This is a genomic window from Coleofasciculus sp. G2-EDA-02 (genome assembly GCF_040226375.1).
GTDB lineage: Bacteria > Cyanobacteriota > Cyanobacteriia > Cyanobacteriales > Coleofasciculaceae > Coleofasciculus.
Genome location: NZ_JAVKEW010000083.1, coordinates 22,643 through 41,948, shown reverse-complemented (window position 1 = coordinate 41,948; position 19,306 = coordinate 22,643). Strand labels below are relative to the sequence as shown.

Genomic DNA, 19,306 nt, shown 5'->3' with positions numbered 1-19,306 from the left:
CCAAACAGTGGTAGAGACGTTCCGCCGGAACGTCTCTACCACTCAATGATCAAATGCTTAATTATTTTCCCCAATCATCGCCGCCAGGGGTAGAATCGCGGCAATTCTCTCTGTGGAAATAGTACCCAGAGAACTTAACGCCACATTAAATAACCGTCCCGGTTTCAAGTCATCTTTGACCAAATTCCAGAGGCGTTGCACCTCTTCAGTGTGCAATCGGTCATCTTCGGTTAACGCCAATAGTACCTGACGCCGCAGAAACTGCCCTTCTTCAGATAGCAGATATTGTAATCCCAGTTGCGCTGTGGGTAGCAAATCAAAGTTATCATCAGATCGCGCGATCGCAATCATATTCTCCAACCGTTGCCATTGGAATCTACCATCCTTAAACAACACCTCAATCAACCGCCGCCGCATTGCTGGCGATTCACCCTTGAGTAGACGTTTGGCGATGTAAGGATAAGACACCTCAACGATTTTGAAATCTGGATTCAGGGTTAACGCCAACCCTTCCTGAGTAACCAACGACCGAATAATCAGGGCAAACTTGGCTGGAACTCGGAACGGATAGTCAAACATTAACTCCGAAAAACTATCCGTAATTGTTTTAAAATTGAAGTCCCGTACACTTTGACCCACTGCGTCTCCCAGCACTCGTTCTATGGCGGGAATAATCGGTGTGATATCTGTATCTGGGGTTAAAAAGCCCAGTATGACAAACTTTTTCGCTAACTCAACATAATCCTTATTGATTAAATCAATAACCGCACTTACGATAGTTTCTTTCGTTTCTTCCTCCAACTGATCCATCATGCCAAAGTCAATGTAAGCCATGCGACCATCGGGCATAGCAAACAAGTTACCGGGATGGGGATCAGCGTGGAAAAAGCCGTGTTCTAAGAGTTGGCGCAAACCCGCTATGACACCAGTTTGAATAATTTGGTCAGCATCAAGTCCTGCTGTGCAAAGACTTTTCGTATCAGTTAGCTTACACCCATTAATCCACTCTAAGGTTAAAACCCGGTGGTTACTGTACGTCCAATAAATGGTCGGCACTTTGACACTGGGATCATCGCGGAAGTTACTGGCAAAGAGTTCTGCATGGCGACCTTCGTTGATATAATCAATTTCTTCAAACAACTTAATGCCAAATTCATCGACAATTAACGTCAAATCATGACCCAAATTTAGGGGGAGCCATCGGGATAACCAACCGGCTGACTTCCGCATTAAATAGAGATCCAGCGTGAGTAACTTGAGTAGGTTAGGACGCTGAACTTTAACGGCTACCTCTTCCCCGGTATGCAGATAAGCATGATAAACTTGACCGAGACTTGCCGCAGCGATTGGATCTGGAGAAATTTGGCGATAGACTTCACTCACCGGACGCTCTAACTCTGACTCGATAATCGCGAAGGCGGTTTCATTATCAAAGGGCGGGAGTTGGTCTTGTAGCTTAATCAGTTCTTCTAAGAAATCTTTGCGAACTAAATCCGGGCGCGTGGATAAAGCTTGTCCCACTTTAATGAATGTCGGGCCGAGGCGAGTCAGGATCTGTCGCAGTTGAGTAGCGCGTTTAAACCGATTCCGCTCAACTTGGTTACGCCACTCGTCCCACTTGAGACCAAGAATAAACTGCACAAAGTTCCAGATAATCCTTAACGCCCGCCAGAGAACCACCCAAGGGCGATAGCGGTATTTAGCTGCGATCGCGTCGGGATCATAGCGCCGTCGGGGTTGAATCTGCTCGGCTTCAAGATAATCAACTTCAATGTATTGCTGACTCACAGCGACTTATAGCCTCTCACGTAACGAACTAGAAAAGTTTATTTATTTTTTTATCGTTTTGTTAAGTATATTCTAAGTGATCCTACTTAGTCCAGACCACAACAGCGCTGAGAGGGAGTGGGGAGACTCGATAGGCTGGCGGAAAGCAAGTAGGCTGAAACCCTCAAAAATAAGCCAACGCGATCGCACCCCAGCCAAAACGCAAGCAATTTCCCCTCTGCGCCCCTCTGCGCTACCCTCTGCGTCCTCTGCGTTACCCTATAAACATTACCGAATTCACCCCTAACTCTCAAACAATGATCATCTCAACAATTCCCGCAACTCACACCCAACCCATCTCCCTAGACGACTGGATTGAAAATCCCCCAAATAGTACAGAATGGGTCAATGGAGAATTAATCCAAAAAAATGGCATGACACTCAAACATAGTCGAATTCAATCCAAACTTTCCTCTTACTGGAGAACCCATAAAGACTCCAGTGAACTAGGTGGAGAAATCTATACAGAAGCACCTTGTCGCACCAATAAACAAGGGCGTTGTCCCGATGTCGCCTATCTTCCCCCAGAACTCGTTACCCAATATGGTGATGCGAAAGTCCTCCCCCAAAGTTTTCCCCTGAGTGCAGAAATCGTTTCCCCCACTGATTTAGCTGAAGATGTGATTATCAAAGCCCAAGAATACTTACAATCGGGTGGTAAGGAAGTTTGGTTAGTCTTTCCAGAAAGCCGTTGGATTATTATCGCCACTCACAACCAGAGATTGGTGTTTACTTCTGGGGAAGTGGTGAGTACACAAACTGTTTTACCCGGTTTCAGTATAACCGTTGATGAACTATTAGCCTAGAATGACTCAAATATTTTCTATTTCAGTGTTGACAAATGCCATGGTTTTGTGGGAGACTTACTTCATAATGGGAAAATGTGCCAGCCTATAGGGTCGATTTGGAGACAGATACAAGACCAAGCAATAGTATTAGCAAGGATAATTGAATTCCGTTTAATGCTCCTGTAGGGGCGACCCGCTGGTACAAATCAACAACGGAGTCCACTAAATTGCCTCGGGTCGCCCAAGACGCCAGGGAAAATAATAAACACCTGAATAGCGCTCATTGTCCTAGCCTTGAACAATGTATCTCAATCAGAAGCGAGCATCAGAACCAGTCAAAAATGTGAATGCGATACATTCTCTTCGGAACAGGCTCCGCCAACGCGCCAAGATAAACCCATTCGAGTTATCCTCCAGTTCAGGTGATGTTCAGGGTTCAATTATCCTGATGCAGCATTATTCGGAGGGCGCACATCTTTTTCCCCTACAGTTTCTGGATATAAAACCCCTTATGTATTACAGCAATTGATCAATCACTAGCTAAGTGAGTCGGCTTTTGACTGGTTGCGATCGCGAACCGGGGTTACGCCCACTGATGCTCTAGCTCATAGACAACAAAGCTTTGGAATTCCGGTGCATTAGCAGAACCCAAAGACTTTTTGGAGAGTTGCCGCCAACCGCCAAGTTTGAATTCTTGTTCAGCAATCCGTGGGGACATTTTGTGTTCATCGCCAGAACCCGTCATTAGGTCATTATACGTTGCTCGGAGTTCGTCGATTGCGACTTCAATACAATTCCTTTCCATGGCGTAGTCAACAACATACCTATACCAAATCCAGAGTGCCTGTTGCCGACGCCGTTCAAATTCCAATGCCACAGGCGGAATCTCCCCTGAACGTTTATAATTTTCTACCTCAGCCGCCGTTGTCAAAATATACCCATTCGCGATGTAGATAAGTTCAGCGTTAGCAATCCGTACTGCATCAGTTTCATCGCAGTAATCTGGGCAAAATTCATCCCCGACAATGAAAACGCCATCTTTTTTTAGCACCTGCTTGGCGTGAATTAAATAGTTTGACGGCAAATGGTGGTGAGCGCCCCAAGAGAGGATTATATCTACGGGTTCGTTCCACTCTTCAAAGGGACAGTTGAATACTTTAGCATTAGTGTTAGCGAGACGACGTTCTAATTTAACCACAATATCAGGTTCTGCTTCTGCCGCGATCAGTTCGATTTCCGAGAACTGCTTGAGCAACCTTGACGCAAAATAGCCAGTACCACAGCCAACATCAAGCAGACGAACGGGTGGTTCTAGGCGTTGGCAATGTTGTTTAACCAGTCTCATGATGTAGGTGTCACCTTCAGCAATTTGAGGATGACCTTTACGCATCAATTTTGCAATATCTCCTTCCGCAAAGTTGACCATCATTGGGTAATTATCAGTAACAAAAACAGACATCTACAAACTCCTGTAATAGGAGTAAATATATTAACCTGGGTTCGGCATAGGCAAGAAAACACATTTGTCCTGGCTAGACTATAGGCATAGGGATGAAGCGGCTTGAAACAAACAGATCCTTTCCACTCCTTATCGCAATGCATTGGCTTTCCCTTGTCCAATTCTGATTTTTTGCCAGAATTGGGTTCCCCCTTTAACGATAGCATTGAACCCATACATCACGCGACCTTTGAGACCAGCAAGGAAAAAGTAATTGAAGGAACCGACGGGTAACTTGGCAATTATTTCTTGAGCCAACGCTTTCTTATCACCGGGACCTCGTAAACGAAATTGCGTTGCATTGGTAGCACCATAAACAATACGCAGCCAGAGGCGAGGCTGTAAGAAAAAGTAGTTCCACAATGGAGGTTTGCAACCGATTATATCAGCCAGATCATCCATGTAACTATGATAATCAACTAAGCTGCGGATGCGAAGGGCATTATGTTCAAACTGGTTTAAATAGTTCTCTCGATCTATCGATGCTATTTGCTCCATTTCCGCCGCCGGAAGCGTTTTTTCCCCAGTACAAATCAAAGCAAACAATCTGGCTTGCATTTCCATAATCGGAAACTGACTTCCGAACCCCGGACGTGCCCAGCCAATCCAAGCGATTTTGTCTCGATACTGGGGATGAAATATATGTTTGTAAAGGCTCCGGGGGTCAGTTTGCTTCAGTTCATCGGGAAGGAAAGGTACATAGTTTTTGTAGCCCGTAGAAAATACTACCGCATCTAAATTTTGCAGAGTTTTCCCATCAGCCGTGAGCAAGGTTCTGCCACCATCTTTTACCGTGGTTATTTCACCAACGACATCACACCCATGCTCCACAATTGCCTTGGGTAAGGCGAATGTTTTAGTTCCGTATGTTCCCCACACTCCGTTTCTGCACTTAACTTTCTGATTCAGGGTAACGGCAGTTTGATCAACGGGATTGTTGTAACTTAACCACTGTCGCAGGATAATTTTACTCAAGGTATGTCCATAGTCTCTGGGTAAGCCGTATATGCCCCGATTGCTAGCGATGTCGTTGGCGCGATTATTTCTATGGCGAGGTACAACAAACCCGGTTGAATGGCGTAGACTAACCCAGCAATTCTGGGCGACACGAGATAGTTCTAAGGCTACATCTGAACCGGATTCACCGCCGCCAACGACTAATATATTTTTGCCCGCAAAGCCCTCAGCATTATGATAGTCTTGGGAATGGGAAAATTCTACCTCCGTTAAGAATTCTTTCCATTTTGGATAATTCGGGATACTATTGTTACCAATCGCCAATGCCACTCGTTTTGAAACTAAAGTCTCTCCAGATGCCAATTGAACGTGCCATCCTTGGTTTTCTTCCTGCTCCGCCAGGGCTACAACTTTGGCGTTGAACCGAATTTTCTCTAACACACCAAACTGTTTGGCATATCGTTTCCAATAGTCAACCGCTTCATTCTTTGTCCAGAATTCGTGCTGTTTTCCATCACCAATCCAGAAGTCGGAAAACATACTATAGGTGCAAGACGAGGTTAGAACTAAACTGTCGTAGGTTTTCGCAAAAACGCCGCCTACATCCTCGGCTTGCTCTAAACAGACAACGTCGCGCACCCCTTGTTCGAGTAATTCCTTGGTTGTCACTAGACCTCCGGGTCCGGCTCCAATCACAATGCAATCTAACATATAATTTTTAGGAATTAAATATACAACATACCTTATATTAGAATTTCTATCCAGTTTTTTTGTATAGAAAAAACTTATTAAATAATTTTTACTAATAATTTTTTTAAATAAAAAAAAAGCGTGATTGTCTGGGAGGATATTGAGAGAAAGTTAAAATCGATAGTTTAGCGTTGAAAGGAAAAAAGAAACTATGACGACAAACCAAATTGATGCCGCTCGTCAACGGACAGTGAATTGGTACTACCAGGATGTCTGGGGTTGGCAGCCTGAAGAGATTCCTCCAGTAGAAGTACATGCCACTTTTCTCAAGGCTCAACTCATTGCCGCTAATGGCGACGGGACACTGACGAATGAAGAAAGACAGTGGGCGCTGGGTCGGGCGGCGGCTTGTGGATACCGAGAAGAGCTACTGCAAGAATTAGAAACCTATCCGGCAAATGAAGATATAGTAGAGGTACTTTCTCAAACTCAGACAACCAATAAATCTCGCCAAGCTGTAATCTACTTTACGATTAAAGTTTCTGCAGCTGATGGCGTTTATCACGACAAAGAAAAAAAGGTTGTCCGTCAAGCGGCTGCGGCTCTAGGGATTGCTGAAGACGTAGTAGAAGAAATTGAAAAACTGTGTGCCGAAGAAGAACGTCTGAAACAACAACGTATTCAGTTATTGTTCCCTGATGGCAGTCCCGTGCATGACTAGAGGTTTGTACAGACGTTGGATGTAACGTTTCTAGCAAAGAAAGGGATAATTGTATTATTTTTAATTATCCTGTAGGGGCGACCCGCTGGCACACTCAATTTACTTGGGTCGCCCGCCCTTCACTAAGGGCAAATGATAAACACCTGAATAGCGCTCATTGTCCTAAGCAAGGACAAGGTTTAGGCATCAGTTAAAGTATCAGAACCAGTCAAAAATGTGAATGCGATACATTCTCTTCGGAACAGGCTCCGCCAACGCGCTTTGATAAACCCATCCCAGTTATCGTCTCCTGAAGAAGATTTTCAGCATTCAAAAAACAAACGCGATCGCACCCCACCCCAAACGCTAAAATAACCCCTCTGCGACCCTCTGCGCTACCCTCTGCGAACCTCTGCGTTTCCCGATAAAATCATCGAATTCACCCCTAACTCCCAAACAATGACGACAAGATGAGAGGGCGCACGTCTATGCGCCCCTACCGTTAACGACAAATCAAGACGATTTCGCTTCCAGGCTTTCTAGGCGACTTTTAAGTTCCTGATTCTCTTGCTTAATCTGATCCAATTCTTCACGAAGCTGTTTAATCGCTTTGTCTGAACCCACCTGCTTCTGCACCGTTTGCATCGCCTCTTCCGCCCGCCGACGCACACGCCCATCCGGTGTTTGATCACACAGCGATCGCAGCACGCCAATCGCTTTGACAGTCTCCATTTGGGCTAAGGCGGAAACAACCGCCACTTGAGTCAGGAAGAACGATTCCCCAGATAACTCCTCTAACGCCTCCACTATCTCCTCTAGCTTATTCGGCGTTTGACCCGTGGAAATCGTACCTAAAGCCCGAATTGACGCCAATCGCAAGGGTTGAGGAACACCCAGCTTAGTGTACTCCATAATCACATCTAACGCCTGGGGTGAAGACTTCATCTGACTCAATCCCGCGATCGCACCCGATCGCACAACTTCATTCCAACCTGCGCGTTCATTAAGGATCTTTGTCAAAAGTTGCAGCACTTCATCTGCTTTATCTTTCATACTCCCAGACGCCAGTTTACCTAGCACCTTCGCCGCAGACGCTTCCACATAATAACTAGCATCCCCCACCTCTAGTAGATGCTTTAATGCTTCATAGCTTTCTACCGTTTTCACCTGACTCAAGGCTTCAACCACCGATCGCCGCACCCGCGCATCTTTATCCTGCAATCCAGCGACTAAAGCAACAGAGGCTTGATCCAGTTTGACCTTTGCCAATTGTTTAGCGACTTCGACTCGTACACCCCAGAACGGATCATCAGTCATGGCTTGGGCTAACGCCTGAACCACTTCTAACCCCCCCTTCTTCACTAACGCTTGGGCGGCGTAAATCCGGGAAACGGGGTCAGGGTCATGCTTTAGCTGGGCTTTCAGTTCAGCTAAAGGATACTCCAGCGTCACCGTTTTTAAGTAATTATTCCCTGCATCAAAACTAATAAACTGGGGCTTTTTCTCCAAGGGAAAATAGAAACTCTGTTCCCGTTCATGGATGCGAACCTTAAATGTTTTCAGTGGGGAATCAGCGTCTTTGTAGCCAAAGGCGATGGGAATTTTTAGGTCAAATAGCTCATTTTTACTACCATTTTGACTCTCTTTTGCATGGGTTTGACTAACTGTCACTTTCGCCAACTGGCTGTCGGCGTCCCAGGTGTAGCTAACTTTATAGTCTGGATGACCACCTCGGAAGACATATTGATCGAACAAAAAGAGGAGATTTCGACCCGTGGCTTTTTCAATTGCCCGTAATAGGTCAACGGTTTCTACTGTATTATGAGCATTATCTTGAACAAAGGTTTGAATCGTCTTCCAGAATAACTCATCCCCCAATTCCGCCCGAATCATGTGATAGACACAAGCCCCTTTTTCATAAAGGTGGCGGTCATACAATTCAATCGCTTCTCGGTAGATGTGGGTAACAATGGGGCGGCGATAGCGGGAGGTATCTTCATTTATGTAGCTGCGGGCTTCATTAAGTAGGTAATACGCCCCATCATCCTTACCATACTCCTGCTGGGTCCACAAAACTTCCGTGTAGGACGCCATTCCTTCCTTAATCCAAGCATGGGACCAATGCTTGATCACCACCAAATCACCAAACCATTGATGTGCCAATTCGTGGGCGACTAAGCTTTCGGTACGCATCCCATCAAGCGCCGCCCGTTCATCCAGTAAGCAGCGATCGGTAAGTAGGGTGGTAGAGGTGTTTTCCATCCCCCCAAAGATAAAGTCATCAACACAGACTTGGGCGTATTTAGGATAAGGATAGGGATAGCCAAAGACATGACTAAAGAATTCCATCATCTGGGGAGTTTTCCCCATACTGCGCCGCCCATCGTCTTCGCGCCCTTTTTCTACATAATAGGTAACAGGTTTTCCTTGCCATTCATCGCGAATTTCGGCAAAGTCACCTACCGCCAGGGTCATCAAATAGGTAGGATGAACATGGTTCTGTAACCAGTGATAGGTTGTGCGATCGCTCTGTTGTTGAGTTCCAATCAGTTCCCCGTTAGATATCGCAATCAGGGGTTTAGGAACCGTGACACGCAGTTCAGAACTGGCTAATTGACCCGGATAATCGAAACAGGGGAACCAGAAGCGAGAGTCTTCATCTTCTCCCTGTGTCCACACCTGAGTGGGTTTGTTGGGGTAATCTTGGCTGGGAGTAATGAAATAGATACCCCGTTGCGGATGTTCGACATGGTACGCGATCGCGATTTTTACCTCTTTCCCCGCCTCAGTTGGGTTGTGAAGCTGGATCTGTAGTTGTTCCCCGTCACAGTCAAAGGGTTGGGATTCACCATCAATCTGCACCGATTCAATCGTCAGGTTCACCGCATCCAGGACAAACTGATGGATATCATTCCGCACTGGCGTTAGGGTAATGGTACAAGTCCCTTCTAAGCGCTGCTTGGGGATATCCAAGACCAAATCCAGGAAAATATGATTAACTTGTCCCGGGCGATCGGGGTTGTAGTGGGGTCTAGCACCGGGTAATTCAAAGGACTTGTGACCGTTTTGATCAGAATCAAAATAAGACTGTGCCATGTGTGAATTTGTCAAACGTTAACAGAACAACTACAGGTATCTCTTCCTTCCAGGTTAGCTTGTCTCCCCGACTCCCAGTCAATGCGAATCCAGCTTTTTGACTTAGAAGTCTCTTAACCTTAAACAATCACTACGCAAAACAGGGTAAGAGCATCTCAATCAAGCTTGACTTGCATGAGTTGAGAACAGTAATCATGTAGTCATTATTCATCGCCGCATGGAAACTTTTTTTGCCTGAGACTACGTTTGAAGGATGTCTCACGGTTAAGAGCATTAAGTGCCAATCGCCTTAAAAGAGCCAAGTTGCGAGGGCTAGGAAAAGAACGAATGCGACATTGATCTTCACGAAAAATGACATCTAAAGTCCAATGGACTTGGTTTTCAATAGCCCAGTGTTGGCGAATAGAGCGCCTTCCTCTTCCTCCATAATGACCACCAGACAATGGTTTTAGCTGACCTCTTCAGGGGTGCGATCGCTTTCCCCCCTTCCTCTTTCCATACAATAAGCATAATTTTTGTCAAGTACAATTTATACCCAATTAGAAGAGCTTACCCTGGTACTATCTATAGGGGAGTACCTGTCGGGAATAGCAGCGCTAATCGCTTTTCCCGAAGTTTAGCCTCTTGAGTATAAATCTCTTCAATCTGCTTCACGATTTCTGCATCAATACCAAGTTGAGCTGCCATTTTGGTAACGGTTTCTCGCTCTCCGCTACTGTATTCACCATCCGCCGAGCAAGTCTCGATCGCGTCATAGACAAGATAGCGGCGACAAGCATTTGCTGCGACGTCTCGAGAAATAACCGAATCAATGTCTTCATCAGCCTTGTAAGTTTTGAGTTCCTCAATTACTTCATCAGGGGCGTTAAAGGCTGATGCGTGACCAACAACCCAATCTCTTTCCGCCTGGGTTAACTCATTATCGCCATTCGCACAAATCAATAACGCTTTCATATAACTATCGAAGGCAGGAAGTTTCGGAATATCGTTGAAACCACATTTTTTATTAAAAAGCCAATGAACACCTTCTTTTCGGGTAGACATAATTCGATTACTCCTGATCAAGATTTTACCGGCTGGTGGGGGACTTTGTGCCTTACCACCCACACCGTAATAAGATTAACACAATATCCGCTTACTACTAAGCTACAATCCATTAGTTTTTTTATTGGACTTTCTCTCTTGAGAAATGGACAAGGCGGCACTTGTTTTTGTGTAGTCTTTTTTGGGCAGGAACATCTCTACCAAAGCTTGCTTTTCACCGTATGTGGTGCAACGTGAGTTGTAGAGACGTTCCATGCAACGTCTCTACTATCTTTTCGTTGGCACAAGGGATGTGACTAAACCCGCCCCGACGCAGGGTTCTCGACTTTTCGTAAAAAGTCAGCTACCCCAGTACCGATCACCCCGTAAATATCTTGCCCACTTATACCTGAATCTCAAAATTATTCAAATAAGCAATTGGATCACTCGGATCAAATTGGCGTTGATCAATAAAAACAGTGGCAGGTTCCACTTTCATCGGATCACTGGGTAGCTCAATCTTTAATGCCTCCGCCACATCTGTATAAATTTCTAACGGATAAATTTCATCTAGGATTTCATCAGCATCCTTCGGATAATCTTGTTGTTCAATTTTACCCCAACGAATCATCTGAGTGAGTAACCAAATCCCATGAGAACGCCAGGGATAGTTAACTGGATTCGGCTTCTCTGGATCATCGCTATTGTCACCATAAAAGTGATAAAAATTAGGAATAGTTTCCAGCCGTTCCTGGTTATCAAAGCCACCATAATCATAGTTACCCAATAAAGCCGGTTCTATATATTCCTGATCCGTGTTCAGATACCTGCTTTGGGCAAGAATTTGGGCAACTTCGCGGCGATTTTTGGCTTGCTCACAAAACTCACAGGCTTCTATAATCGCCGCCACTAAAGCCCTAGCGGTTGCGGGATGTTCATCCACCCAGCCTTGCATCGTAGCTAGCACATTTCCCGGATGTCCCGTCCAAATATTCTGAGAGACATTTGCGGTAAATCCATTTCCCTGCAAAACCGTCTGTTGGTTCCACGGTTCACTACTGCTGTAAGCATCCATCACCCCCGCTTGAATTTTATAGATCATTTGTGAGGGGGGAATCTCCATAAATTCAACCTCACTTTCCGGATTAATTCCCATGGCGGCTAACCAATAGCGGCTAATGTAATAATCCATCGAAGCATTCGACTCAGTAGCAAAGATAGGCGGTTCCTCGAATTTGCGAACGTATTGGCGATAGGAATCGGCAAACTCCTGAAAGGTGAAATATTCAATCGCCGGTCGAATTCCAGCATCCCAGGCTTTGGGGGACAGGGTAATACTGCTGCCATGGAGATTGAGTACCATCAGGGCAACCATGGGAGCGGCTTCTGATCCCAATTGTGCCATCATTGGCATTCCATATAAGGCTTGAGCTGCATCTAACTGGTAGTCGAGTAAACCATCCTGAATTTGATTCCAATTCTCTTGCTTACTCAGGCTAACGTTAAGCCCATAGCGAGCAAAAAAGCCTAATTCTTGGGCGATAACCAGGGGCGCACTTTCGGTAATGGGAATAATACCTAGGTTTAGGTAAGTTTTTTCGAGTTTGCCAAAGTCAAGCGTTGAGGCGGATGAAGACTCAGAAGAGTTATTCCTGCCGGAGGTAGACAGATTCACCGAGTTACAAGCGGCAAAGGCTAACCCTGTACTTGCCAGACTGGTGTATTTGAGAAAATGGCGGCGCTTCATGTTTTTTTCCTCACCCAATGAATTATAGATGCTGACTTGAATCTACCGCGTTTAGGGGGACAAGGAGATGGGGAAGCAGGGGGAGCAATGTAGAGACGCGCCATGGCGCGTCTGGGAGCAGGGGGAGAGAAGACGGGCTTATCCAAGCAGTATTGCATCCTATCCACACCCCCAGCCAGTCGTCTGCAAATGAAAGCCATTAGGGTTCAATTCATTTTGACTTGCGGCTTGAATCAACGCCTGGAAAATCGAAAGGTGTCTGGAGTCGGAAGGGGAAAGTTCCGGATGCCATTGCAGCGCGATCGCAAAGGGATGCTGTTCATGTTCTAATGCTTCAATTAAGCCATCTGTGGCTTTGGCGACAATCTGCCAACCGGGAGGTATGGTACGCACGCCTTGATGGTGCCAAGAGACAACAGTAAGTTCTTCCTCTCCCATGATTCGAGATAGTCGGCTATCAGGATAAATCTGCACCCTATGCTGACTTGGTTTAAGCATGTCCTCTCGATGGAGTATATCTTCCCCAAATTCCTCTGGCAGATGGGGGACTAAATCACCACCACTAGCCACCATCAGCACTTCTAAGCCGCGACAAATCCCCAAAATAGGCTTTTGTTTCGCCAATGCCAATTTTGCTAGCCCTAGCTCAGCGCGATCGCGTTCCGGATCAATACCATAAATTGTAGGATGAGGGTAACCATTATACAACTCTGGGTCTACATCACCCCCACCTGTAAAAATTAACCCATCAATCCGGTTCAGCAAGACGACGAGATCAGATTGAACAGGCGGAAGCAGAACGGGTATCCCTCCAGCCGACTGGACTGCCTGAGTATAACCCGCCGGTGAATAAAAGTTTCCCGTTGGCTTGTAGTTAAAGGTGGTAATTCCAATGATTGGCGGTGTCATCGGTTTTGGGTTCATTCAGCACAGCGTAGATAAGGGTTCTCTTGCTCAGCATATACAATATTTACTGAACAAATTGATAGAATCACTGCATTCTCAGCGATTAATTTCAGCTAAAGGGAAGAAAAATGGCAAAGGGAGAGCATCAACCTCAAACGGCTACACTACTAATCTCCTGTCCTGATCAACCGGGATTAGTTGCAAAATTTGCCAATTTTATTTATGCTAACGGCGGCAATATCATTCATGCGGATCAGCATACTGACTTTGCCACAGGGCTGTTTCTCACTCGTATTGAATGGCAGTTAGACAATTTTAACTTACCACCGGAGTTGATTGACCCAGCATTTGCGGCAATCGCCCAACCGTTACAGGCAAAGTGGCAGCTTTATTTCTCGGATAGCCTGCCTCGGATTTCGATTTGGGTGAGTCGGCAAGATCATTGTCTGTTCGATTTACTTTGGCGGCAAAAAGCTCAGGAGTTTGCGGCTTCCATTCCTTTAATTATTAGCAATCACCCCGATTTGCAAGGGGTTAGCGAAGAGTTTGGCGCTGATTTTCACCACATTCCCATTACTCGATATCAGACAGATTCTATGCAGGATTATATCTCAAGACAGCCCAGTAAAAAAAATCAGAGCGATCGCCCATAACTAGCATTTATGCACAGGCTCAGACAGCTAATTCTTGCCCGTTTCCTTTGACTTCTCCCCCGGTTAAACTTGCCCTCGAACGAAGTGAAGGGACGCGGGGGATTCTAAGAGGATACTACGGGACGGGCTGAAGCCGCGTCATGAAAGTTTTGTCTTCTTAGAGTTCCAGAGAAAAACCCTGGATGGCGCAGTCAAAAACGCCCTACAGACCTTGGCTAGGTCAAGACCTAACTGTATCTCTACTTTGCGGAGAATGTTGGCAGCCCCGTTAGCATCGGCGTTAACAAATTCTCCGTTTTTGGTGCGGTACATCCCGCGTTTCACCCGCTTCCCACTAGCCTTCCACCCTTCCGGGCCTGAGCCGAATACAGGTAGAGGGTCGTTGTCGAGGAAACTTGCTTTAGAGGTATAGCTTTCTTCAGTGCAAATAAACTCTAGAACTGCGGCTAGTTCTTTATTTGGGTTTAACAATACTTGCTGACAACCGTACAAGAATATCACTTCCCTGTTTATGGTTATATTATATCACTTGAGGAGATTATTGCGGGATAAATCCCGCTATCTTTACGACTCGCTCGGTTTCATCCCACGGATGAATCGCGAGGGCTTTCACCATCGCTTGCCTGGTAAAATTTCCATACGGGATTAGACAGAAAGGATAATCATGCGAATTTTAATCATGGGTGGTACTCGCTTCATCGGAGTCTACTTAACCAAAATCTTGGTTGAACAAGGACATGAGGTGGTGCTGTTCAACCGAGGTAATAAACCCGCCCCTGTCGAAGGGGTACAACAGATTCACGGCGATCGCAAAGACGCTACCCAACTCAAGGAAAAGCTGTCTGGACAAGCCTTTGATGCCATCTTTGATAATAACGGGCGGGAACTCAGTGATACTCAACCCCTAGTCGAGATATTTAAAGACAAAGTACAGCATTTTGTCTATATGAGTTCGGCGGGGGTCTATTTACAATCTGACCAAATGCCCCATGTGGAAGGTGATCCCGTAGATCCGAAAAGTCGCCACAAAGGTAAACATGAGACGGAAGCTTACCTAGAAGCCCAAGGGATTCCCTTTACTGCGATTCGCCCAACTTATATCTATGGACCTCAAAACTACAACGACTTAGAAGCCTGGTTCTTTGACCGTATCGTTCGCGATCGCCCCATCCTTATCCCCAATAGTGGTCTGTATATCACACAACTGGGACATTGTAAAGATTTAGCCCGTGCCATGTCTCTGGTACTAGGAAACCAGCAAGCCATTGGACAAGTTTACAATGTATCCGGCGATCGCTATGTAACCTTTGACGGCTTGGCAAACGCCTGTATTGTCGCAGGGGGCAAATCCCCCGACGATTTCGATCTATTACATTACAATCCCAAAAAATTTGATTTTGGCAAGCGCAAAGCGTTCCCCCTGCGGACACAACACTTTTTTACTGATGTCCATAAAGCCAAGACTCAACTCAACTGGGAGCCGGAATATGACTTGATATCGGGGCTTAATGATTCGTTCCAAAACGATTACTTAGCATCCCAGCGTCACGAAGCGGAGGTTGATTTCTCCTTAGATGACCAACTATTAGCCGCGAGTTGAGGCAAGATGTAAATTCCGCCAGAAATTAGGGTAAGGACAACTGATAGCCAAAATAGGACAAGGGATGGCATTTCCCACACCGGAGGAAGTGGTGCAATTAATAGGGCAATTGCTGTAATTTGACTTACTGTTTTAAGTTTGCCCCAAATATTTGCGCCACTAATTTCCCGGGTCAAATTGGGGTTAACTCGCCAACCCGCGATCGCTAATTCCCTTAATAAAATCACAAATACGCCCCAGGCGGGAACTTGACCCAATTCGATCAACGCTAAAAGGGGGGCTAAGACTAATAATTTATCAACCAAGGGATCAAGAAATTTTCCTAAATCCGTAACTTGATCCAGCTTCCGCGCCAGATAGCCATCTAACCAGTCGGTACCTGCAGCAATCAGAAAGATTGCCAAACAAATCCAGCGCGTCTGATCTGTGGGATCATGCAGTCCGTATAGAATAAAGGGCAACCCGAGTAATCGAGAAAATGTAATCCATGTGGGTAGTGTCATCTGACTTATGAATATATGACTTATGAATAAGGGCGAGTTTTTTGGCTTAGTTATTAGTAACTATCCCCTAGGATAGGCTTATGAATTATGAATTTTTGTAGTTGCCCTATCTTCGCTTATAGCACAATTCGTGCAACTATGAACATTTTTTTTAGTTTAATCGAGCTAGGATTAGAAAACTTTAATTACTGGACGTTCTTTAATAATCAATGATTGACAAATGATCGGGAATTTTTTCGGTAATAGCAATTTACATTGAGATCCACCTTGGCTTAATACGCTCCTTGCTTCTTCAAGACTACAGCGATAGTTTTCACGATGAGCTTAAAGTCATAGCCAACAGACCACTTGCGCTGATAAGCCAGATCCATAGACACAATATCTTCAAAATCGATAACACTAGAGCGACCATGAACTTGCCATTCTCCAGTCATTCCTGGCTTAGTTCTCAATCGTTTCCAATGATGTGGCTGGTAGTTTTGTACCTCGTTTAGGGTGGGCGGACGAGTGCCAACTAAGCTCATCTCACCTTTGAGGACGTTCCAAAATTGAGGCAATTCATCCAAGCTGGTGCGCCGTAAAAAACGACCCACACGAGTGATGCGAGGATCGTTTGTATTTTTAAAGATATGACCTTTTGCCTGATTTTGCACCAAATGTTGCATGCGATCAGCGCCTACAACCATTGAACGAAATTTCAAGATGCGAAAGGGTTTACCTTTGAGACCGCAACGAACTTGACGATAGAAGATAGGACCTGGATTGTCAATTTGGATGGCGATCACAATGGGTATGGCGAGAATGGCTGTCATGATCAAGCCAACCAAGGCTCCTAGAATATCAATAAGCCGTTTAATTTGAGAGGTCGCCGACCGATGCGCCACACGTAACCGAGGGAAAGTTTGGAGAACGGGAGGATCACCCGACCTGGGTGTGGAACAGTTTGATGTAGTAAACATGTTGTCAGTTCAATTGTATTACAAGTTGTAAGTTATTTAGCCTAATTATTATGTTCTATAGTATTAGGATTTTTCCTAAAAAAATATAGTCCTTTTGGTGCATTTCATGAAATCTTTACAATTATACACCTCTTTTATGAAGATATTATAAAGACGATGAATTGGAATGAACAAAGTTTGCGTCATTTAACCATCTGTGCTCTAAACTGAATGTAATTTGTAATACATTTTATATGACGTTAACTTTAGACATCTACCTAAAGAGGTAAAATTATCTTAAATTATCTTATATAGCTAGAGCCAGTCTAAAGGATTTGTGAAAATAAATGGGACTGAAAAACTTAGCCAGTAAGGGTTGTTCTTTCACAACTGATTTAGACGCACAGATACTACAGCAGACTAAAAATTACCAGTTAATTTCTCTAACTGTGGGAATAGACAAAGTCCCATGGGCATAACCCACTCTAGGACTAGGATTTGTGTAGAAGATGGGGACAATTCATCCTCTGGCTGGAAAAAATTTTCCTACTGATAGACTTTATTTATGTCAATGATTACAATTAATGATTAAAGGCTCATCAAAGGTTTGAGACAGACTCGATACAAGGAGTTTAAGGTACTGACGCAGACGTTCGTGTTGCTGGAAATTGGCACGATAAAGCTCTTCGCCTACGGTTGAAAATAGTTTGGCGTCAGCTAGATCACCATAAGAGGAGTTTTGAGGAGAAGTTGCACAGAACCCCTGTAGGCGATCGCTCACTGGGAGCAACCCTGACGGTAACTCACCGTCCAAAAACCCCAGCAACCGCTCATAACAGGCGACTGTGTTGAGTCCTTGACGTTCTAAGCGTTGCCTAATCTCTGCCACAGTGTAATCCCGAATCGCTGATTCCTTCTCTGTCGGGGGGAACGCCTTAAGTAATTCCTGTAGTAGAAAGTAGTCACTATACTGCTGCTGGAAACGATTAAAGACATGGGGATACAGGGGGAACTTTGCTAATCCAGTGGCTACCCACGTCTGGGGGAGTCCGGTGTCTGGGATGAGTTTAGCGTTAGGCAGTTTGTGCTGGAGCCACTCCTTAACCTTTTTTAACTTAGCGCTTCCGCCTGTACAGATGGCTTGTCCGATAGCCTGTTGGGAAAGTCCTGCTTGAATTAGCAGCTTGTTAACCTGTTGGTTGAGTTGTTCAATAAAGGGTGTGATAACAGCAGTATTGAAGTCTTTTTGCTGCACCGTCCATTGAGACGTACCCAATTCCAGGGTAAATTCGGCTTTGTGTGGCAAAATCAGCTTCAAGTATTCAGCCGCTTTCAGTAGCGCCTGTCCTAACGCCGAATGCTGTAACTCGAATAAAGCGCGATCGCGTCTTTTGGGGTCAGGTTGACCGGGTAAGGGTCGTTCTAAATCCTGGCTGAGAGCCAGTTGTGCTAATTGCGCCTCAGACATCTGAGGGTAGAGTAGCTGCCAAATGATATCTTGATCAATAGCCTGACCTGCATAAGACCAACTCTGAAGCTGAAAGTCGGCATAGGTTAATTGGCTCAGATTGTAAGGCAAATCCACTAATGCCAATTCCGTGGTGGTTGCGCCAATATCGATCACCAGAGTCCAGCCACGTCTAGGAGTGGAGGATTGAGGGGTTAAGGGGGGACACAGGGGTTCAGATGTAGGAAAAGCGGCTAACAGGGACGCGATCGCATCTTCTAAGAAAACAATTTGTTGAGATTCCTTGACTAACTTGGCAGCCAATACCGCTTCCCGGACGTTAATCTGGTATGTATCGCCCCAATCGGCTGGATAACTGACAATAACACCTTCGAGTTGTGCCAAAGCTTCTGCCAGTACCTGTGAAGAAAGATCCATTGCCCCTACCTGCAATGGTGTCTTGGTGCGAACAGTCTCTGGGGTTAAAGTTGCCAACATTGCCTGCAAGGATCGTCGCACCCAGTATAGAGGAACCTGTCCATCTGGTAAAGGTAACATCGGTTCCCACTGACGACGTTCTGAGCAATAGTAAGGAATTGCCAATGGCAAATAGGGTTTAACCATGGACACTCGTATTCCCAGTGCTTTTGCCAAGGTAGACACCGAAGCAGCAACACCGACTGATGGAGCTGTTTTTGGAGCCGATGGCTGACTACTATATGTTTGTGTGGGTAAACGAAACAGGCGATCGCCCCCATGAAGATTGGCGGTTGATGATTCCTTTTGCCAATACAGAGGGTAGTGCTGACCTGTTTTTTGGTTCAACACAACCGCCGATAGACCTGTGGTGCCGAAGTCAATTCCCAAGTACCAGAGAGGATTACTCCTATCCACTAACGAATTTGATGGTGAAGCCATTCAACTAAATTGCTC

Annotated in this window: 14 protein-coding genes and 3 pseudogenes; 4 read left to right on the top strand and 13 right to left on the bottom strand. The window is 45.4% G+C overall.

Annotation, left to right across the window (positions count from 1 at the left end; genetic code table 11):
• Positions 1 to 57: 57 nt before the first annotated feature.
• Positions 58 to 1,788, bottom strand: a complete 1,731-nt coding sequence (locus RLO19_RS08770) for an ABC1 kinase family protein (protein ID WP_446355605.1) — start codon at positions 1,786 to 1,788, stop codon at positions 58 to 60.
• Positions 1,789 to 2,084: 296 nt separating this feature from the next.
• Here RLO19_RS08770 and RLO19_RS08765 point away from each other — a divergent pair, with 296 nt between their 5' ends.
• Positions 2,085 to 2,633, top strand: coding sequence for a Uma2 family endonuclease (locus RLO19_RS08765; RefSeq protein ID WP_446355604.1), 549 nt, complete (start codon positions 2,085 to 2,087; stop codon positions 2,631 to 2,633).
• A 565-nt stretch (positions 2,634 to 3,198) separates the two neighbouring features.
• Here the strand turns inward: RLO19_RS08765 and RLO19_RS08760 are convergent.
• Both RLO19_RS08760 and RLO19_RS08755 read right to left on the bottom strand, forming a co-directional pair.
• Positions 3,199 to 4,074, bottom strand: coding sequence for a class I SAM-dependent methyltransferase (locus RLO19_RS08760; protein WP_446351076.1), 876 nt, complete (start codon positions 4,072 to 4,074; stop codon positions 3,199 to 3,201).
• Between the two features lie 129 nt (positions 4,075 to 4,203).
• A complete protein-coding gene (locus RLO19_RS08755; protein ID WP_446355602.1) occupies positions 4,204 to 5,781 on the bottom strand; it encodes a flavin-containing monooxygenase in 1,578 nt (525 codons plus the stop codon).
• Between the two features lie 190 nt (positions 5,782 to 5,971).
• Between RLO19_RS08755 and RLO19_RS08750 the strand changes: the two genes are divergently transcribed.
• Positions 5,972 to 6,481: a TerB family tellurite resistance protein gene (locus RLO19_RS08750; protein WP_446351074.1), complete on the top strand. Its 510-nt coding sequence runs from the start codon at positions 5,972 to 5,974 to the stop codon at positions 6,479 to 6,481.
• Positions 6,482 to 6,973: 492 nt separating this feature from the next.
• Here the strand turns inward: RLO19_RS08750 and RLO19_RS08745 are convergent, their stop codons facing one another.
• The 6 genes and pseudogenes from RLO19_RS08745 to RLO19_RS08720 form a co-directional block, all read right to left on the bottom strand.
• The gene (locus RLO19_RS08745) at positions 6,974 to 9,556 is read right to left on the bottom strand and encodes a M1 family aminopeptidase (RefSeq protein ID WP_446355654.1); all 2,583 of its coding nucleotides are present in this window, start codon (positions 9,554 to 9,556) and stop codon (positions 6,974 to 6,976) included.
• Between the two features lie 130 nt (positions 9,557 to 9,686).
• Positions 9,687 to 9,963 (bottom strand): annotated as a pseudogene (locus tag RLO19_RS08740) (transposase); the annotation flags it as partial.
• A gap of 157 nt (positions 9,964 to 10,120) precedes the next feature.
• Positions 10,121 to 10,600 (bottom strand): hypothetical protein, encoded by a 480-nt coding sequence (locus RLO19_RS08735; protein ID WP_446355600.1) that lies wholly within the window; start codon positions 10,598 to 10,600, stop codon positions 10,121 to 10,123.
• A gap of 102 nt (positions 10,601 to 10,702) precedes the next feature.
• On the bottom strand, positions 10,703 to 10,855 hold the full coding sequence (locus tag RLO19_RS08730) for a hypothetical protein (protein WP_446355598.1): 153 nt from the start codon (positions 10,853 to 10,855) through the stop codon (positions 10,703 to 10,705).
• A gap of 127 nt (positions 10,856 to 10,982) precedes the next feature.
• Positions 10,983 to 12,326 carry a CmpA/NrtA family ABC transporter substrate-binding protein gene (locus RLO19_RS08725; protein WP_446355596.1) on the bottom strand — a complete coding sequence of 448 codons (1,344 nt, stop codon included), beginning with the start codon at positions 12,324 to 12,326 and terminating at the stop codon, positions 10,983 to 10,985.
• Between the two features lie 159 nt (positions 12,327 to 12,485).
• Positions 12,486 to 13,235: a gamma-glutamyl-gamma-aminobutyrate hydrolase family protein gene (locus tag RLO19_RS08720; protein WP_446355595.1), complete on the bottom strand. Its 750-nt coding sequence runs from the start codon at positions 13,233 to 13,235 to the stop codon at positions 12,486 to 12,488.
• A gap of 125 nt (positions 13,236 to 13,360) precedes the next feature.
• On the opposite strand from RLO19_RS08720, the pseudogene RLO19_RS08715 reads away from it, so the two are divergent.
• Positions 13,361 to 13,813 (top strand): annotated as a pseudogene (locus tag RLO19_RS08715) (ACT domain-containing protein); the annotation flags it as partial.
• A gap of 210 nt (positions 13,814 to 14,023) precedes the next feature.
• On the opposite strand, the pseudogene RLO19_RS08710 reads toward RLO19_RS08715, so the two are convergent.
• Positions 14,024 to 14,323 (bottom strand): annotated as a pseudogene (locus tag RLO19_RS08710) (RNA-guided endonuclease TnpB family protein); the annotation flags it as partial.
• A 226-nt stretch (positions 14,324 to 14,549) separates the two neighbouring features.
• Between RLO19_RS08710 and RLO19_RS08705 the strand changes: the two are divergent.
• Positions 14,550 to 15,485, top strand: coding sequence for an NAD-dependent epimerase/dehydratase family protein (locus RLO19_RS08705; protein WP_446355593.1), 936 nt, complete (start codon positions 14,550 to 14,552; stop codon positions 15,483 to 15,485).
• Here the strand turns inward: RLO19_RS08705 and pgsA are convergent.
• The 3 genes from pgsA to RLO19_RS08690 form a co-directional block, all read right to left on the bottom strand.
• Positions 15,431 to 15,988 carry a CDP-diacylglycerol--glycerol-3-phosphate 3-phosphatidyltransferase gene (pgsA, locus tag RLO19_RS08700; protein WP_446355591.1) on the bottom strand — a complete coding sequence of 186 codons (558 nt, stop codon included), beginning with the start codon at positions 15,986 to 15,988 and terminating at the stop codon, positions 15,431 to 15,433. The genes RLO19_RS08705 and pgsA overlap by 55 nt on opposite strands.
• 272 nt (positions 15,989 to 16,260) lie before the next feature.
• Positions 16,261 to 16,947: a sugar transferase gene (locus tag RLO19_RS08695; RefSeq protein ID WP_446355589.1), complete on the bottom strand. Its 687-nt coding sequence runs from the start codon at positions 16,945 to 16,947 to the stop codon at positions 16,261 to 16,263.
• A gap of 547 nt (positions 16,948 to 17,494) precedes the next feature.
• The gene (locus RLO19_RS08690; RefSeq protein WP_446355587.1) at positions 17,495 to 19,291 is read right to left on the bottom strand and encodes a hypothetical protein; all 1,797 of its coding nucleotides are present in this window, start codon (positions 19,289 to 19,291) and stop codon (positions 17,495 to 17,497) included.
• Positions 19,292 to 19,306: the final 15 nt, after the last annotated feature.

Excerpts from the sequence above, each read along its gene's own strand:
- RLO19_RS08690 (WP_446355587.1), bottom strand. The coding sequence starts at position 19,291 with ATGGCTTCACCATCAAATTCGTTAGTGGATAGGAGTAATCCTCTCTGG.
- pgsA (WP_446355591.1), bottom strand. The coding sequence starts at position 15,988 with ATGACACTACCCACATGGATTACATTTTCTCGATTACTCGGGTTGCCC.
- RLO19_RS08745 (WP_446355654.1), bottom strand. The coding sequence starts at position 9,556 with ATGGCACAGTCTTATTTTGATTCTGATCAAAACGGTCACAAGTCCTTT.
- RLO19_RS08765 (WP_446355604.1), top strand. The coding sequence starts at position 2,085 with ATGATCATCTCAACAATTCCCGCAACTCACACCCAACCCATCTCCCTA.
- RLO19_RS08720 (WP_446355595.1), bottom strand. The coding sequence starts at position 13,235 with ATGACACCGCCAATCATTGGAATTACCACCTTTAACTACAAGCCAACG.
- RLO19_RS08695 (WP_446355589.1), bottom strand. The coding sequence starts at position 16,947 with ATGTTTACTACATCAAACTGTTCCACACCCAGGTCGGGTGATCCTCCC.
- RLO19_RS08705 (WP_446355593.1), top strand. The coding sequence starts at position 14,550 with ATGCGAATTTTAATCATGGGTGGTACTCGCTTCATCGGAGTCTACTTA.
- RLO19_RS08735 (WP_446355600.1), bottom strand. The coding sequence starts at position 10,600 with ATGTCTACCCGAAAAGAAGGTGTTCATTGGCTTTTTAATAAAAAATGT.
- RLO19_RS08755 (WP_446355602.1), bottom strand. The coding sequence starts at position 5,781 with ATGTTAGATTGCATTGTGATTGGAGCCGGACCCGGAGGTCTAGTGACA.
- RLO19_RS08725 (WP_446355596.1), bottom strand. The coding sequence starts at position 12,326 with ATGAAGCGCCGCCATTTTCTCAAATACACCAGTCTGGCAAGTACAGGG.
- RLO19_RS08730 (WP_446355598.1), bottom strand. The coding sequence starts at position 10,855 with ATGGAACGTCTCTACAACTCACGTTGCACCACATACGGTGAAAAGCAA.
- RLO19_RS08750 (WP_446351074.1), top strand. The coding sequence starts at position 5,972 with ATGACGACAAACCAAATTGATGCCGCTCGTCAACGGACAGTGAATTGG.
- RLO19_RS08760 (WP_446351076.1), bottom strand. The coding sequence starts at position 4,074 with ATGTCTGTTTTTGTTACTGATAATTACCCAATGATGGTCAACTTTGCG.